Origin of the sequence: Enterobacter sp. 725m/11 (genome assembly GCF_011683705.1) — a bacterium.
In the GTDB taxonomy this organism is placed as follows: domain Bacteria; phylum Pseudomonadota; class Gammaproteobacteria; order Enterobacterales; family Enterobacteriaceae; genus Enterobacter; species Enterobacter bugandensis.
This window is the reverse complement of sequence record NZ_JAAQOK010000002.1, coordinates 81,302-96,939: the sequence shown is the minus strand read 5'-3', so window position 1 is coordinate 96,939 and position 15,638 is coordinate 81,302. Positions and strand designations below refer to the sequence as shown.

Here is a 15,638-nt window from a genome sequence, read left to right as displayed (position 1 = left end):
GCCCGACAATGTCGGGCTTTTTTTTCAGAAGTCCACCGGGGCTTTAAACGTCATCGCGTTACCGAAAGTAGGGTGGGTGATGGTGAGCGTCTGCGCATGGAGCTGCAGGCGTGGCGCTAACGCCAGGGCCTCTGGCGGGGCGTAGAAGCGGTCACCCAGAATCGGGTGACCCAGCGCAAGCATATGCACGCGCAGCTGGTGTGAACGTCCGGTAATCGGCTTAAGCAGGACGCGCGCAGTATTATCCGGTGCGTACTCCAGCACTTCATATTCGGTTTGCGCGGCCTTGCCGGTTTCATAACACACCTTCTGCTTTGGCCTGTTCGGCCAGTCGCAAATCAGCGGTAAATCCACCAGCCCTTCCGCCTGCGCCGGGTGGCCCCAGACGCGGGCAACATACTGCTTCTTCGGCTCGCGCTCGCGGAACTGACGCTTCAGCTCGCGCTCCGCCGCTTTATTCAGCGCCACCACAATCACGCCGCTGGTGGCCATGTCCAGGCGATGGACGGACTCGGCCTGCGGATAATCGCGCTGAATGCGCGTCATCACGCTGTCTTTGTGCTCATCCAGACGGCCCGGCACGGACAACAGGCCGCTGGGTTTATTGACCACCATGATGTGTTCATCCTGATACAGAATGACCAGCCAGGGATCCTGCGGCGGATTATACGGCTCCATCACCATCTTGCGCTCCGTTTACTGATGCGTCACAACGATAAGACGCAGGGCATCGAGACGCCATCCCGCCTGATTCAGGCTTTCCAGCACCTGCTGACGGTTGCTTTCAATTGCCGCCAGTTCGTCGTCGCGGATGTTCGGGTTGACCGCTTTTAACGCTTCCAGACGGGACAGCTCGGCAGACAGTTTCTCGTCGGCTTCATTGCGCGCGGCGTCAATCAGGTCTCGGGCCGCTTTTTCGATCTGGATTTCGCCCTGCTGGAGAATGGCGTGCACGTCCTGCTGCACCGCGTTCACCAGCTTGCTGCCGGTATGGCGGTTCACCGCGCTCAGCTGGCGGTTGAAGCTTTCGAACTCCACCTGTCCTGCCAGGTTCGTACCGTTTTTATCCAGCAGCAAACGCACCGGCGTTGGCGGCAGGAAGCGGTTGAGCTGCAGCTGTTTCGGCGCTTGCGCTTCCACAACATAGATCAGCTCCAGCAGCAGCGTGCCTACGGGCAGCGCCTTGTTTTTCAACAGGGAGATGGTGCTGCTGCCGGTATCTCCGGAGAGGATCAGATCCAGCCCGTTGCGGATCAGCGGGTGTTCCCAGGTGATGAACTGAGCATCTTCGCGGGACAGCGCCACGTCACGCTCGAAGGTGATGGTACAGCCATCTTCCGGCAGACCCGGGAAATCGGGCACCAGCATGTGGTCTGACGGGGTTAACACGATCAGGTTCTCGCCACGATCGTCCTGGTTAATCCCGACAATGTCGAACAGGTTCATGGAGAAGCCGATCAGGCTGGTGTCGTCATCTTGTTCTTCAATGCTCTCGGCAAGCGCCTGCGCTTTTTCGCCACCGTTGGAGTGGAACTCCAGCAGGCGGTCGCGCCCCTGTTCAAGCTGCGCCTTCAGCGCTTCATGTTTCTCGCGGCAGGATTTAATCAGATCGTCAAAACCGTCGGTATTTTCCGGCGCGGCCAGGTAACCGATCAGATCGCCATGCACCTGGTCATAAATGGTGCGGCCCGTTGGGCAGGTATGCTCAAACGCATCCAGACCTTCGTGGAACCAGCGCACCAGTACCGACTGAGCGGTTTTTTCCAGGTACGGCACGTGGATCTGAATATCATGCGCCTGGCCGATACGATCCAGACGGCCGATACGCTGCTCCAGCAGATCCGGGTTGAACGGCAGATCGAACATCACCAGATTGCTGGCGAACTGGAAGTTACGCCCTTCAGAACCGATTTCGGAGCACAGCATCACCTGCGCGCCGCTGTCCTCTTCACTGAACCACGCCGCCGCGCGGTCGCGCTCGACGATGGACATGCCTTCGTGGAACACGGCGGCACGAATGCCTTCGCGCTCGCGCAGAACCTGTTCCAGCTGCAGAGCGGTGGCGGCTTTGGCGCAGATCACCAGCACTTTCTGGGAGCGGTGCGCGGTCAGGTAGCCCATCAGCCACTCCACGCGCGGGTCGAAGTTCCACCAGGTGCCGGTATCGCCTTCAAATTCCTGATAAATCTGTTCCGGGTAGAGCATGTCACGCGCGCGCTCTTCCTGAGTTTTGCGCGCGCCCATAATGCCGGAGACTTTAATCGCCGTCTGATACTGCGTCGGCAGCGGGAGCTTGATGGTGTGCAGTTCGCGTTTCGGGAACCCTTTCACGCCGTTACGGGTGTTGCGGAACAGCACGCGGCTGGTGCCGTGACGGTCCATCAGCATGTCGATCAGCTCTTTACGCGCGGATCCCGCATTCTCGCTGTCGCTGTTCGCAGCCTGCAGCAGCGGCTCGATATCCTGCTCGCCAATCAGATCGCTCAGAGTGTTAAGTTCATCGTTTGAGAGACGTTTACCCGCCAGCAGCAGCGCGACGGCATCCGCAACTGGACGGTAGTTGTTCTGCTCTTCCACGAACTGAGCGAAGTCGTGGAAACGGTTTGGATCGAGCAGGCGCAGACGGGCGAAGTGACTTTCCAGACCGAGCTGCTCCGGCGTTGCGGTCAGCAGCAGGACGCCGGGCACGCGCTCGGCAAGCTGTTCAATCGCCATATATTCGCGGCTTGGGGCATCTTCGCTCCACACCAGGTGGTGCGCTTCGTCGACGACCATCAGGTCCCATTCGGCATCGCACAGATGCTCAAGACGCTGCTTGCTGCGGCGCACGAAATCCAGCGAGCAGATTACCAGCTGTTCGGTTTCAAACGGGTTGTCCGCGTCGTGCTGCGCTTCGGCATAGCGCTCGTCGTCGAACAGGGAGAAGCGCAGGTTAAAGCGGCGCAGCATCTCCACCAGCCACTGGTGTTGCAGCGTTTCCGGCACGACAATCAGCACGCGCTCGGCAGCGCCGGAGAGCAGCTGCTGGTGTAGGATCATGCCCGCTTCGATGGTTTTACCCAGGCCCACTTCGTCAGCAAGCAGCACGCGGGGCGCATGGCGACGGCCCACGTCATGGGCGATATTCAGCTGGTGGGGGATCAGGCTGGTGCGCTGGCCGCGCAGGCCACTCCACGGCATGCGGTACTGTTCGCTCTGGAACTTACGCGCGCGGTAGCGCAGCGAGAAGCGATCCATACGGTCGATTTGCCCGGCAAACAGGCGGTCCTGCGGCTTGCTGAACACCAGTTTGCTGTCGAGCAGCACTTCACGCAGGATGACGTTCGTCTCGTCGGTATCAAGACGCGTTCCGATGTAGGCGAGCAGTCCATTCTCTTCTTTTACGTCTTCAACCTTTAGCTGCCAGCCTTCGTGGCTGGTCACGGTGTCGCCCGGATTGAACATTACGCGGGTCACAGGGGAGTCATTGCGAGCGTACAGGCGGTTTTCACCGGTAGCAGGGAAGAGGAGGGTAACCATGCGCGCATCAACGGCAACGACGGTTCCTAATCCAAGTTCGCTTTCTGTATCGCTGATCCAGCGTTGACCAAGTGTAAAAGGCATAGTTGTTCGGCTCTAATCTTTAATTGCAGGCAATAGTTCGACCCCCGTCAAAAAAGACGGTCATCGAAAAATGGGTCCGGGAATGGAAAGGGCGCTATGGTACTGGATGGCAGCCATTTCGTCACGCGTCAAAATAGGCCAAGTTGCCCTGTCACAAGTGTAGCAAAATCGTCGTCGATGAACGGTAAAATTCCCTCCGCAACCGGCTGAAGCTGGCGGGTCAGGTAGTGATCGTAATCGAGAGGCGACTGCTGGTAATCAACGGGCTCCGGCCCGTTCGTTGTCCAGACGTATTTTATCGTCCCCCGGTTCTGATACTGTGGCGCGCGGCCACGGCGTACATTCTCTTCGTCCGCCAGGCGCGCGGCGCGCACGTGGGGCGGGACGTTGCGCTGGTACTCCGCCAGCGGGCGGCGCAGGCGCTTGCGATACACCAGCTGGTCATCCAGCTCGCCGGCCATCAGGCTGGCGATGGTTTCGCGGATGTAGTCCTGATAGGGCTCGTTGCGGAAGATCCGCAGATAGAGCGTCTTCTGGAACTGCTGGGCCAGCGGCGTCCAGTCAGTGCGCACCGTCTCCAGCCCCTTAAACACCATTCTCTGCTTTTCACCCTCCTGGATCAGCCCGGCGTAGCGCTTCTTGCTGCCCTGGTCAGTACCGCGGATGGTGGGCATTAAAAAGCGGGCAAAGTGGGTTTCAAATTCCAGTTCTAATGCGCTGGTTAACCGCTCTTTTTGCAAATGTTCCTGCCACCAGTCGTTTACGAAGGCCACCAGTTCTTTGCCGATTCGTGAGGCGTCGTCTTCTGAATGTGCGCCCTTAAGCCACACAAAGGTTGAATCCGTGTCGCCGTAGATAACGTCATAGCCCCGGGATTCAATCAGCGCTTTGGTCTGACGCATGATGTCGTGTCCGCGCATGGTGATGGACGACGCCAGACGCGGATCGAAGAAGCGGCAGGCGCTGGTACCCAGCACGCCGTAGAAAGCGTTCATAATAATTTTCAGGGCCTGCGAGAGCGGCTTGTTGCCATGACGTTTCGCCTCGTCGCGGCCGTGCCAGATGTTCCCCACAATCTCCGGCAGACAGTGTTTTTCGCGCGAGAAGCGTGCTCCGAGAAAACCTTCGGTGCTGTGCGCGTCGTCTGGCTGCGCCATCCCCTCCACCAGCCCCACCGGGTCAATAAGGAAAGTGCGGATAATTGACGGGTAGAGGCTTTTGTAGTCCAGCACCAGAACCGAGTCATACAGTCCTGGGCGGGAGTCCATCACGTAGCCGCCGGGGCTGGCCTGCGGCGGTATGTCCCCGAGGTTGGGCGCAACATAGCCCGCACGGTGCATTCGTGGGAAATAGAGGTGGCTAAAGGCGGCTACCGAGCCGCCGTGCCTGTCAGCCGCGAGGCCATTTACCGTCGCACGCTCCAGCAGGAACGGCATGATCTCGGTTTTGTGGAATATCTGCGTCACCAGCTCGCAGTCTTTCAGGTTATAGGTAGCGAGCGCCGGTTTGTCTTCGTTGAAGCGCCGGTCAATCTCGTCCATGCGGTCCCACGGATTGTCGATGGATTTGCCTTCACCGAGCAATTCCTGCGCTACCGCTTCCAGAGAGAAGGAGGAGAAATTCCAGAACGCGGATTTCAGCGCCTCGATGCCGTCGATAATCAGGCGGCCGTTGGCCTGCGCAAAGAACACGCCGTTCTTAAAGCCGTGCTCACGCCACTCCAGCTCCGTATTTCCGCGCCCGAGCATCAGTGGGATGCGATACCGCTCTGCGTGTTTTTGCAGTACGCGCAGGTCAAACTGCACCACGTTCCAGCCGATCAGCACGTCCGGGTCGTGCTCGGCAAACCACTGGTTAAGCTTCTCCAGCAGCTGCGGTCGGCTGTTGACGTACTCAAGCTGAAAATCGAGCGCGGACGCATCGCCGTTCGGCGGCCCGAGCATATAGACAACCCGCTGCCCGCAGCCTTCCAGGCCGATGCAGTACAGTTCGCCGTGACGGGTGGTTTCGATATCCAGGGAAACCCACTTTAGCGGGGGGCGATAATGCGGATTAGGCTTGAGGCGAGCGTTGATAAGGGTGCCGTTTTGCTCAGCGCCGTCAACCCAGACGGGGGCGGTAATAAACCGCTCCATCAGAAAGCGTTCCGGCGGACGAATGTCCGCTTCGTAGAGCGTCACGCCCGCTTCGCGCAGCAGTTTTTCGTAGCGCATCAGCTGGCGATGGGCGCGGCAGTAAAGGCCATACACCGGCTGACGATGGAAATCTTTTAGCTCAAGAGGCGTGAGGCGCCAGCCGTTTTCACCGCGCAGCAGCTGCTTTACCTTCTCGACGTGGCCTTCAGGGATAAACGCCACGGACTCCTGAGGAGGAAGCGTAACGTGCAGCGGGCCGTTGTCTGTCGCCAGCCAGAACGCAACCTCGGTGCCCTGAGGGGTATCCCGCCAGTGTCGGGTCAGTAAAAAGCCTTCTTGCGCTTGTGCCACGCCGTTATCCCAAAAACAAAACCAGGCCTGATTATAGCCTGGTTGAATGTTTTATGCTGGGGATATATACAGTTTATTGTCCGTAATAGGCCTTCGCGCCGTGCTTGCGCAGGTAGTGTTTATCCAGCAGGGTTTGCTGCATATCCGGCAACTGCGGTGCCAGCTGGCGGCAGAAGATCCCCATGTAGGCGATTTCCTCCAGCACTATTGCGTTATGCACCGCGTCTTGCGCGTTTTTACCCCAGGCAAACGGGCCGTGAGAATGCACCAGTACGCCGGGCATTTGCGCCGCGTCGATCCCCTGTTTTTCAAAGGTTTCGACGATCACGTTCCCGGTTTCCCATTCGTACTCACCGTTAATCTCCGCATCGGTCATCAGACGCGTGCAGGGAATGGTGCCGTAAAAGTAGTCCGCGTGGGTGGTGCCGGTGGCCGGAATGGACTGGCCCGCCTGCGCCCAGATGGTCGCGTGACGCGAATGGGTATGCACGATGCCGCCGATAGTCGGGAAGGACTGATACAGCAGACGGTGGGTGGGCGTATCGGACGACGGTTTTTTGTTACCTTCCACCACTTCACCCGTTTCGATGCTGACCACGACCATATCCTCTGCGGTCATCACCGTGTAATCCACGCCCGAAGGCTTGATCACGAATACCCCTTTTTCCCGGTCAACGGCGCTGACGTTGCCCCAGGTCAGGGTCACCAGGTTATGTTTTGGCAGCGCCAGGTTGGCTTCAAGTACCTGACGTTTGAGATCTTCTAACATCGTTGTCTCCCTGCCCGGCGAGCGCAGCGCCACCGGGCATTACGTACTTAGCGTTTTGAACCGTAATAGACTTCGTTCCAGCGCAGCGCATCTTTAAAGGCTGGCAGACGGGTGTCGTTATCAATCACGGTCAGCTCGATATCGTGCAGCTCGGCAAACTGGCGCATATCGTTCAGGTCCAGCGCGTGGCTGAAGACGGTGTGGTGCGCGCCACCCGCCAGGATCCACGCCTCTGACGCGGTTGGCAGGTCCGGCTGCGCTTTCCACAGGGCATTGGCGACCGGCAGCTTCGGCAGAGAGTGCGGGGTTTCAACCGCATCGACGCAGTTCACCAGCAGGCGGAAGCGGTCGCCGAGGTCGATCAGGCTGGCGTTGATGGCCGGACCGGTACGGGTGTTGAAGATCAGACGGGCCGGATCCGCTTTGCCGCCGATGCCGAGGTACTGCACGTCAAGGATCGGTTTCTCTTCAACCGCGATGGAGGGACACACTTCCAGCATGTGCGAACCGAGCACCAGATCGTTGCCGTTCTCGAAGTGGTAGGTGTAGTCCTCCATAAAGGAGGTGCCGCCCTGCAGACCGGTCGACATCACCTTCATGATGCGAAGCAGAGCGGCAGTTTTCCAGTCGCCTTCACCCGCAAAGCCGTAGCCCTGCTGCATCAGACGTTGTACGGCCAGGCCCGGCAGCTGTTTCAGCCCGTGGAGGTCTTCAAAAGTGGTAGTAAAAGCATGGAAGCCGCCCTGTTCCAGAAAACGCTTCATGCCCAGCTCAATGCGCGCGGCATCCAGCACGTTCTGGCGCTTGTCGCCGTTGATTTGTGCAGCAGGCGTCAGGCGATAGCTGCTCTCGTACTCGTCCACCAGCGCGCTCACGTCGCCGTCGCTGATTTCATTCACCACCTGCACCAGGTCGCCCACCGCCCAGGTATTCACGGAGAAGCCGAACTTGATCTGCGCGGCCACTTTGTCACCGTCGGTCACCGCCACTTCACGCATGTTGTCGCCGAAACGCACCACTTTCAGGTGACGGGTATCCTGCTTAGAGACCGCCTGACGCATCCAGGAGCCAATGCGTTGTTGCGCCTTGCCGTCCTGCCAGTGGCCGGTGACCACAGCGTGCTGCTGGCGCATGCGCGCGCCGATGAAGCCGAACTCGCGGCCGCCGTGCGCGGTCTGGTTCAGGTTCATGAAGTCCATGTCGATGCTGTCCCACGGCAGGGAGGCATTGAACTGGGTGTGGAACTGCAGCAGCGGTTTGTTGAGGATTGCCAGGCCGTTGATCCACATTTTGGCCGGTGAGAAGGTGTGCAGCCACACGACCAGGCCGGCGCATTTGTCGTCGTAGTTGGCGTCACGGCAGATATTGGTGATTTCGTCCGGCGTCGTACCCAGCGGCTTCAGCACCAGTTTGCACGGCAGTTTGGCTTCCGCGTTCAGCGCGTTAACCACGTGCTCCGCGTGTTTCGTTACCTGCTGCAGCGCTTCCGGTCCGTACAGATGCTGGCTGCCAATCACAAACCACACTTCATAATTATTAAAAATGGTCATCATCGTGTCCTTAATGGGTCAGGGTTGCCGTAGTGTCCGCGGTGCTTTTGGCCGGGGCGGCGACAGGGAGATAGTGAAGCTCGGCGCTTTTTGCCCATTGCTGGTAGCGCTGATAAAGCTGTTCAAAGCGTTGTGCCTGCTGGACACGCGGCTGGAGCGTGTTTTCGACGGCGCTTGCCATGTGCTGCTGCGCGGTCGGGATATCCGCATGAACGCCTGCGGCCACGGCAGCGAAAATCGCGGCGCCCAGCGCGCAGCACTGATCGGAGGCCACAATCTGCAGCGGACGGTTCAGCACGTCGCAGCAGGCCTGCATAATCACTGGGTTTTTACGGGCGATACCGCCCAGCGCCATCACGTTGTTCACGTCGATGCCCTGTTCGGTGAAGCACTCCATAATGGCGCGCGCGCCGAACGCGGTGGCGGCAATCAGACCGCCGAACAGCGCCGGGGCATCGGTCGCCAGGTTGAGATCGGTAATCACCCCCTTCAGGCGCTGGTTGGCAAACGGCGTGCGGCGACCGTTAAACCAGTCCAGCACCACCGGCAGGTGGTCGAGGGACGGATTTTTTGCCCAGGCTTCGGTGAGCTGCGGCAGGAGCTGTTTTTTGCTCGCGGTAATCTGGGTTTTCAGTTCAGGGTGCGTTTCCGCCAGCCGATCCAGCGGCCAGCCCAGCACCCGGCCAAACCAGGCGTAGATATCGCCAAACGCGGACTGACCGGCTTCGAGGCCGATAAAATCTGGCACCACGCTGCCGTCAACCTGGCCGCAGATCCCTTTCACCGCGCGGTCGCCGACGCTGGCTTTATCTGCCGTCAGGATGTCGCAGGTAGAGGTGCCGATCACTTTCACCAGCGTGTTAGGCTGCGCACCCGCACCCACGGCACCCATGTGGCAATCGAACGCGCCGCCGGAAATGGTCACGCTTTGCGGCAGGCCGAGACGCGTCGCCCACTCTTCGCAGAGCGTGCCGACCGGAATATCGGCGGTGAAGGTGTCGGTAAAGAGCGGGTATTTCAGATTTTTGTTGATGATCGGGTCAAGTTCATCGAAGAACGCTGCCGGAGGAAGACCGCCCCAGCCTTCATGCCACAGGGATTTATGCCCGGCGCTGCAGCGGCCGCGGCGGATATCCTGCGGGCGAGTGGTGCCGGAGAGCAGGGCGGGAACCCAGTCGCACAGCTCAATCCAGGATGCCGCGGCCTGGGCGACCGAAGCGTCCGCGCGGGTAACGTGCAGGATTTTGGCCCAGAACCATTCGCTGGAGTAGATGCCGCCGATGTATCGCGAGTAGTCGGTTTTGCCCGGCTGATGGCATAAGCGGGTGATGGCTTCCGCCTCTTCCACGGCAGTATGGTCTTTCCAAAGCACGAACATGGCGTTCGGGTTGTCGGCAAACTCCGGGCGCAGCGCCAGCACGCGGCCTTCAGCGTCCACCGGGGCTGGCGTTGAACCGGTGCTGTCGACACCAATCCCCACGACGTCGGCCCGCTGGGCGTCAGTCAGTTCAGCCAGCACGGTTTTGATCGCCGCTTCCATCGATTCAATGTAATCGCGCGGGTGGTGACGGAACTGGTTGTTTGGCGCGTCGCAGTAGCGCCCCTCTTGCCAGCGCGGATACCACTCAACGCTGGTTGCTATCTCCTGGCCAGTCGTACAGTCCACTGCCAGCGCGCGAACCGAGTCGCTGCCAAAATCGAGGCCAATTGCAATTGCCATGGTGTTGCTCCATCCGAAACAGGTATGGAAGAACATTAGAGACTGGGGATAAAAATCGTCAGGCAGGATCCGCTAATCTTATGGACTAAATTGCTGTTACGACGGAAAGTGTGACGCCGTGCAAATATTCAATGTGGACATTTCTGCCGCACTTATAGACACTTTTGTTACTGCTTCTCTGCCCGTGCCGGCAGAAAAATCAGGGGAAAAGGCTGAAACATGGCGGACGTAAAAGAGGCGTGATGCTTTTTGGATCTTTTCGCAGGCCATTTTTATACTGCTTTTAACGATATGGACAAATGGTTTCCTTCAGGACCCTTGGGAGAACTGAATCTATGGCCGAACCGCAAAACGATCCCCTGCTGCCGGGATACTCATTTAACGCCCATCTGGTGGCGGGGCTGACGCCAATTGAGGCCGAGGGGTATCTCGATTTTTACGTCGACCGGCCGCTCGGCATGAAAGGGTATATTCTGAACCTGACCGTACGCGGGGAAGGGGTGATCAAAAACGGCGATCGGCAGTTTGTTTGCCGCCCGGGCGATATGCTGCTGTTCCCGCCGGGGGAGATCCACCACTACGGGCGTCACCCGGACGCCAAAGAGTGGTATCACCAGTGGGTCTATTTCCGCCCGCGCGCCTACTGGCAGGAGTGGCTCTCATGGCCGGCTATTTTCGCGCAAACCGGTTTTTATCGTCCGGATGAGGCGCATCTGGCGCAGTTTCGTGAACTGTTCGCACAAATTATTGAGGCGGGGCAGGCGGGCGGGCGCTATGCCGAACTGCTGGCGATCAACCTGCTTGAGCAGGTGCTGCTGCGCCGCATGGAGGCGATCAACGAGTCGCTTAACCCGCCGTTGGATAACCGCGTCCGCGACGCCTGCCAGTACATCAGCGACCATCTGGCCGACAGCCAGTTTGATATCGCCAGCGTTGCCCAGCACGTCTGTCTTTCGCCGTCCCGCCTGTCACACCTGTTCCGCCAGCAGCTTGGCGTGAGCGTGCTGAGCTGGCGTGAGGATCAGCGCATCAGCCAGGCAAAGCTATTGCTCAGCACCACCCGGATGCCTATCGCGACCGTCGGACGCAACGTGGGCTTTGAAGATCAGCTCTATTTCTCTCGCGTGTTTAAGAAGTGCACCGGCGCCAGTCCCAGTGAATTCCGCGCGGGATGTGAATAAACGGTAAACATTCAGGTGAACTTCAGGAGCATCCTGTAAACTATTCAGACAATTGATGCCTTGACGCGGTGCGGGGCGCTAAGCAGAATCGCTGATTCGTTTTCTGACCGGAATAGTTATGCAGGCATTGCTGGAACACTTTATTACCCAGTCCGTTATGTACTCGCTTATCGCTGTGGCGCTGGTGGCGTTTCTGGAATCGCTGGCGCTGGTTGGGCTGATCCTGCCTGGCACCGTGATGATGGCGGGGCTTGGGGCGCTTATCGGCAGCGGTGAGGTCAATTTCTGGCAGGCGTGGCTGGCCGGGATTATCGGCTGCCTGCTGGGGGACTGGATCTCCTTCTGGCTGGGCTGGCGCTTTAAGAAGCCGCTGCACCGCTGGTCGTTCATGAAAAAGAACAAAGCGCTGCTGGATAAAACCGAACATGCGCTGCACCAGCACAGCATGTTCACCATTCTGGTAGGCCGCTTTGTCGGGCCAACGCGTCCGCTGGTGCCGATGGTGGCGGGGATGCTGGATCTGCCCGTCGCAAAATTCGTGGTGCCGAACATTATCGGCTGCGTATTCTGGCCGCCGTTTTACTTCCTGCCGGGGATCCTCGCGGGTGCGGCCATTGATATCCCTGACGGTATGCAAAGCGGTGAGTTCAAGTGGCTGCTGCTGGGAACGGCGGTACTGCTGTGGCTGGCGGCCTGGCTTTGCTGGCGGCTATGGCGCAGCGCGAAAGCCAGCGTCGATCGCCTGACGCGCTATCTCCCGCGCGCGCGCCTGCTATGGCTGGCCCCGCTGACGCTGGGCGTGGCGGTGGTGGCGCTGGTCGCGCTGATTCGTCATCCGCTGATGCCGGTGTACGGCGAGATCCTGCTGAAGGTGGTGAGCCGTTAAGGTGTTTTCCCTCTCCCCGTGGGAGAGGGCCAGGGTGAGGGCGTCAGACCGCACGAATGCCCAACAATGAAGACGCCCCCGCGTTACCACTCAGAAGTTCTTCTGTTTCTCCATCCCAAAAAATCCGTCCCTCCGCGATCACTACCGATCGCGGCGCAATGCGTGCGGCATCTTCAATGCTGTGCGAAACCATCAGCATCGTGATCTGCTGGCGCTGGCAAACCTCTTCCACCAGCGAGAGCATCTCCTGGCGCAGGGCCGGGTCGAGTGCCGAGAAGGGTTCATCGAGCAGCAGCAGCGGCTGTTCGCGCACCAGACAACGTGCCAGCGCCACGCGCTGACGCTGGCCGCCGGAAAGCTCACCGGGCAGTCTGGAAATCAACGCGGACAGGCCCATTTGTTCGGCAATCGCCTCCAGCTTCTGACGCTGCGCAGCATTGAGTTTTAACCCCGGATCGATTCCCAGCGCGATGTTCTGCCACACCGTAAGGTGATTAAACAGATTGTTTTCCTGAAACAGCATCGACACCGGGCGCTTAGCCGGCGGAGCGTAGGTATACTCGCCATTATCAATGACTATCGACCCGCTGACAGGCTGCAAAAAACCGGCAATCAAATTGAGCAGGGTACTTTTACCGGCCCCGCTTGGGCCAAGCACCGCAATTCGCTCTCCCTGACGAACGGAGAGGGTAAAACGCATTGGCAGGTGCTGGTAAAGCCAGGTTACATCAGTCAGTTTTAACATCACGCCCCGGAAGTTTTTCGATAACGGTAAATAAGGCAAAGCACAGCAGTAACAGGAGCAGCGCCGTGACGGCACCGTCCTGGCTGCGGTAGGAGCCAATTTGCTGATAAAGCCAGAACGGCAGCGTGCGGAAATCCTCGTTGCCAAAGAGGGCCACCACGCCAAAATCCCCAATCGACAGCACGCAGGCGAAGGCCATCGCCTGGGCGAGCGGTCGCTTCAGGGCGCGTAGTTCGACCACTTTCAGCCGCCGCCAGCCCATAATGCCAAGGGACTGGCACAGGGCGCTGTACCGGCTGTTAACATCCCGCATCGGGTTTTCCAGCACCTTCAGCGCGTACGGTATGGCCATTAAGGCGTTGGTAAAAATGACGATGCCGTCGGCGCTTTCCGGCAGGCCGATGGTGCTGTTAAACAGTAAAAAGAAGCCGGTCGCCAGCACAATGCCCGGCATCGCCAGGATCAGCATGCCCGTCAGTTCCAGCGCGTGTCCGGCTTTACGGGCATGTCGCGCGTACAGCTCGCGGCTGCTCCAGAGCAGCATCATGGTCAGCGTCACGCAGATTAGCCCGGCTGCCAGCGCGATACGCAATGAGGTCCATGTGGATTGCCACAGGACCGGCTGTTGAAGTACCGATACCACATTCCTGTTGAGGCCATCGGCGATCACGGCCAGCAGCGGCGGCAGCAGAAGCAGGAGCGCCAGCGCGATCAGCATCACGTCCGAGATGCGGCTGTGCAGGCTGTCCTGCGGATCGCGCCAGCCAGAAAGATTATTGCTTCCTGCGGGGATCGCTTTGCTCAGCCGCTGGCTGAGTAACACCAGCGCCAGGCAGCACACCATCTGTACGATCGCCAGCAACGCGGCGCGCCCCGGATCGTAGTCGTAACTTAATGCCTGATAGATCGCCAGCTCAATGGTGGTGGCCTGCGGGCCGCCGCCGAGAGAAAGCACGGTCGCAAAGCTGGCGAAACAGAGCATAAAGATCAGCGCGGCCACCGGGGCAATCTGACGTCGCAGCCACGGCCATTCGACAAAGCGGAAGAATGACCATCCGCGCATGCCAAGCTGGGCGGCAATCTGGCGCTGCTCGCCGGGTATGTTCTCCAGCGCCTGCAAAAAGAGGCGCGTCGCCATCGGCATATTGAAGAAAATGTGTGCCAGCAGGATGCCCTTCAGGCCGTAAGGGGAGAAGGTCCATTCCAGGCCTAAAGACGCGAAGAGCGAGGCCAGCCAGCCCTGGCGACCGTATACGCTCAGAATACCAAAAACGGCCACCAGTACGGGCAGGATCAGCGTCATGGCGCACAGGCGCAGCAGGGCCAGCCTGCCGGGGAAACGTCTGCGATAGAGGGCGCGCGCAAGGAAAATGGCCGGGATGACTGACAGCAGCGCGGAAAGAAACGCCTGCCAGAAGGAGAAACGGATGACGTGCCAGAGATAGCTATCGTGCCAGAGCGCGGGAAGATCGCTCTCTGGCGCGTTAAACCACAGCGCCAGAAACGCTCCCAGACTGACGACCACCATCAGTATGGCGGCAATCAGTCCGGGAACTAACCAGCCGGGGATCAGCGGCTGACGGCGCGTTGCCATTCGCTTATCCATGCGGCGCGCTGCGCGGCAACCTGCTGCGGCGTAAATTCCAGCGCGGTCTGCGGTTTGTTCAGCTGCTCAAAGCCTGCCGGCAGCGTCGCGTCGGTAACCGGGTACATCCAGTTGCCCGTCGGAATGGCGTTCTGGAATGCCGGGGAGACCATAAATTTCAGGAACTTCTCGGCCAGTTCCGGCTGTTTGCTGGCGGCGGTGCGGGCAGCCACTTCAACCTGCAGGTAGTGACCTTCAGCGAAATTCGCAGCCGCGTAGTTGTCTTTCTTCTCGGCAATAATATGATAGGCCGGAGAGGTGGTGTAGCTCAGCACCAGATCGCTTTCGCCTTTCAGGAACAGGCCATAGGCTTCGCTCCAGCCTTTAGTGACCGTAACGGTTTTCGCAGCCAGCTTTTGCCACGCCTCCGGCGTTTTGTCTCCGTAGACTTTCTGCATCCACAGCAGCAGGCCCAGACCCGGCGTGCTGGTGCGCGGATCTTCGTATATCACGCGCCATTTCTGGTCGCTTTCGACCAGCTCTTTCAGGCTCTTCGGCGGGTTCTTCAGCTTGTTTTTATCGTAGACGAACGCAAAGTAGCCGTAATCGAAAGGAACGAAGGTGTCGTTTTTCCAGCCGCCCGGCACGTTGACGGCATCTGCCGCTACGCCGCTTTTGGCAAACAGTTTAGTTTGAGTGGCGGCTTCCAGCAGGTTGTTATCCAGCCCGAGCACCACGTCGGCCTTGCTGTTTTTCCCTTCCATGCGCAGGCGGTTAAGCAGCGACACGCCATCTTCCAGCGCCACGAACTTCAGCTCGCAGTTGCAGTCGGCTTCAAAGGCTTTTTTAACCACCGGGCCGGGGCCCCAGTCGGCGGAGAAGGAGTCGTAGGTATAGACCGTCAGAACAGGCTTAGCAAAAACAGGCAGCGCAACCAGCGCCAGCAGAGGAAGAACGTTTTTTAACACTTTGCACCTCAGGGTTGAGTGGCAAAGGATTTTGAGAAACAGCCTCAAATCCCTTCGCCGGCGTTATCCGGATCAGGTTCGACGGGTATTATCTCAGCGCACATCTGTGATGCAGCACCCCGTTGAGAACGGCGCTATTGTAATG

The 15,638-nt window shown here is 59.2% G+C and carries 11 protein-coding genes and 1 riboswitch; of the genes, 2 read left to right on the top strand and 9 right to left on the bottom strand.

Translation table 11 applies throughout. From position 1 onward, the window contains the following. Nucleotides 1-24: 24 nt before the first annotated feature. From rluA to araB, 6 genes are all read right to left on the bottom strand, one after another. Nucleotides 25-684, bottom strand: a complete 660-nt coding sequence (gene rluA / locus HBA26_RS01285; protein ID WP_028015484.1) for a bifunctional tRNA pseudouridine(32) synthase/23S rRNA pseudouridine(746) synthase RluA — start codon at nt 682-684, stop codon at nt 25-27. Nucleotides 685-696: 12 nt separating this feature from the next. Then, complete coding sequence (rapA, locus tag HBA26_RS01280) at nt 697-3,603, bottom strand: RNA polymerase-associated protein RapA (RefSeq protein WP_126345439.1); 2,907 nt, start codon at nt 3,601-3,603, stop codon at nt 697-699. Nucleotides 3,604-3,731: 128 nt separating this feature from the next. Continuing rightward, nucleotides 3,732-6,089 (bottom strand): DNA polymerase II, encoded by a 2,358-nt coding sequence (gene polB / locus HBA26_RS01275; RefSeq protein ID WP_166720741.1) that lies wholly within the window; start codon nt 6,087-6,089, stop codon nt 3,732-3,734. A gap of 73 nt (nt 6,090-6,162) precedes the next feature. Continuing rightward, nucleotides 6,163-6,858, bottom strand: coding sequence for an L-ribulose-5-phosphate 4-epimerase (gene araD, locus HBA26_RS01270; RefSeq protein ID WP_028015487.1), 696 nt, complete (start codon nt 6,856-6,858; stop codon nt 6,163-6,165). 47 nt (nt 6,859-6,905) lie between these two features. Continuing rightward, nucleotides 6,906-8,408 (bottom strand): L-arabinose isomerase, encoded by a 1,503-nt coding sequence (araA, locus tag HBA26_RS01265; RefSeq protein WP_041911255.1) that lies wholly within the window; start codon nt 8,406-8,408, stop codon nt 6,906-6,908. Between the two features lie 10 nt (nt 8,409-8,418). Next, the gene (gene araB / locus HBA26_RS01260; protein WP_126345441.1) at nt 8,419-10,128 is read right to left on the bottom strand and encodes a ribulokinase; all 1,710 of its coding nucleotides are present in this window, start codon (nt 10,126-10,128) and stop codon (nt 8,419-8,421) included. 335 nt (nt 10,129-10,463) lie between these two features. Between araB and araC the strand changes: the two genes are divergently transcribed. Both araC and HBA26_RS01250 read left to right on the top strand, forming a co-directional pair. Continuing rightward, complete coding sequence (gene araC, locus HBA26_RS01255; protein WP_028015490.1) at nt 10,464-11,309, top strand: arabinose operon transcriptional regulator AraC; 846 nt, start codon at nt 10,464-10,466, stop codon at nt 11,307-11,309. 118 nt (nt 11,310-11,427) lie between these two features. Further along, the gene (locus HBA26_RS01250; protein ID WP_045259445.1) at nt 11,428-12,195 is read left to right on the top strand and encodes a DedA family protein; all 768 of its coding nucleotides are present in this window, start codon (nt 11,428-11,430) and stop codon (nt 12,193-12,195) included. A 43-nt stretch (nt 12,196-12,238) separates the two neighbouring features. On the opposite strand, the gene thiQ is transcribed toward HBA26_RS01250, so the two are convergent. The 3 genes from thiQ to thiB are packed head-to-tail and all read right to left on the bottom strand — an operon-like array spanning nt 12,239 to nt 15,493. After that, a complete protein-coding gene (gene thiQ / locus HBA26_RS01245) occupies nt 12,239-12,940 on the bottom strand; it encodes a thiamine ABC transporter ATP-binding protein ThiQ (protein WP_045631146.1) in 702 nt (233 codons plus the stop codon). Then, a complete protein-coding gene (gene thiP, locus HBA26_RS01240) occupies nt 12,924-14,534 on the bottom strand; it encodes a thiamine/thiamine pyrophosphate ABC transporter permease ThiP (RefSeq protein ID WP_063438139.1) in 1,611 nt (536 codons plus the stop codon). Before thiP ends, thiQ begins: the two co-directional genes overlap by 17 nt. Next, entirely contained in the window at nt 14,510-15,493 is a 984-nt protein-coding gene (gene thiB, locus HBA26_RS01235) for a thiamine ABC transporter substrate binding subunit (protein WP_047363449.1), read from the bottom strand. The genes thiP and thiB overlap by 25 nt, the downstream gene beginning before the upstream one ends. A 31-nt stretch (nt 15,494-15,524) precedes the next feature. Beyond that, a riboswitch (TPP riboswitch) is annotated at nt 15,525-15,625 on the bottom strand. Between the last annotated feature and the right edge of the window lie 13 nt (nt 15,626-15,638).

Coding starts and splice junctions, on each gene's coding strand:
- rluA (WP_028015484.1), bottom strand. CDS start 684: ATGGTGATGGAGCCGTATAATCCGCCGCAGGATCCCTGGCTGGTCATT.
- rapA (WP_126345439.1), bottom strand. CDS start 3,603: ATGCCTTTTACACTTGGTCAACGCTGGATCAGCGATACAGAAAGCGAA.
- araD (WP_028015487.1), bottom strand. CDS start 6,858: ATGTTAGAAGATCTCAAACGTCAGGTACTTGAAGCCAACCTGGCGCTG.
- araA (WP_041911255.1), bottom strand. CDS start 8,408: ATGACCATTTTTAATAATTATGAAGTGTGGTTTGTGATTGGCAGCCAG.
- araB (WP_126345441.1), bottom strand. CDS start 10,128: ATGGCAATTGCAATTGGCCTCGATTTTGGCAGCGACTCGGTTCGCGCG.
- araC (WP_028015490.1), top strand. CDS start 10,464: ATGGCCGAACCGCAAAACGATCCCCTGCTGCCGGGATACTCATTTAAC.
- HBA26_RS01250 (WP_045259445.1), top strand. CDS start 11,428: ATGCAGGCATTGCTGGAACACTTTATTACCCAGTCCGTTATGTACTCG.
- thiQ (WP_045631146.1), bottom strand. CDS start 12,940: ATGTTAAAACTGACTGATGTAACCTGGCTTTACCAGCACCTGCCAATG.
- thiP (WP_063438139.1), bottom strand. CDS start 14,534: ATGGCAACGCGCCGTCAGCCGCTGATCCCCGGCTGGTTAGTTCCCGGA.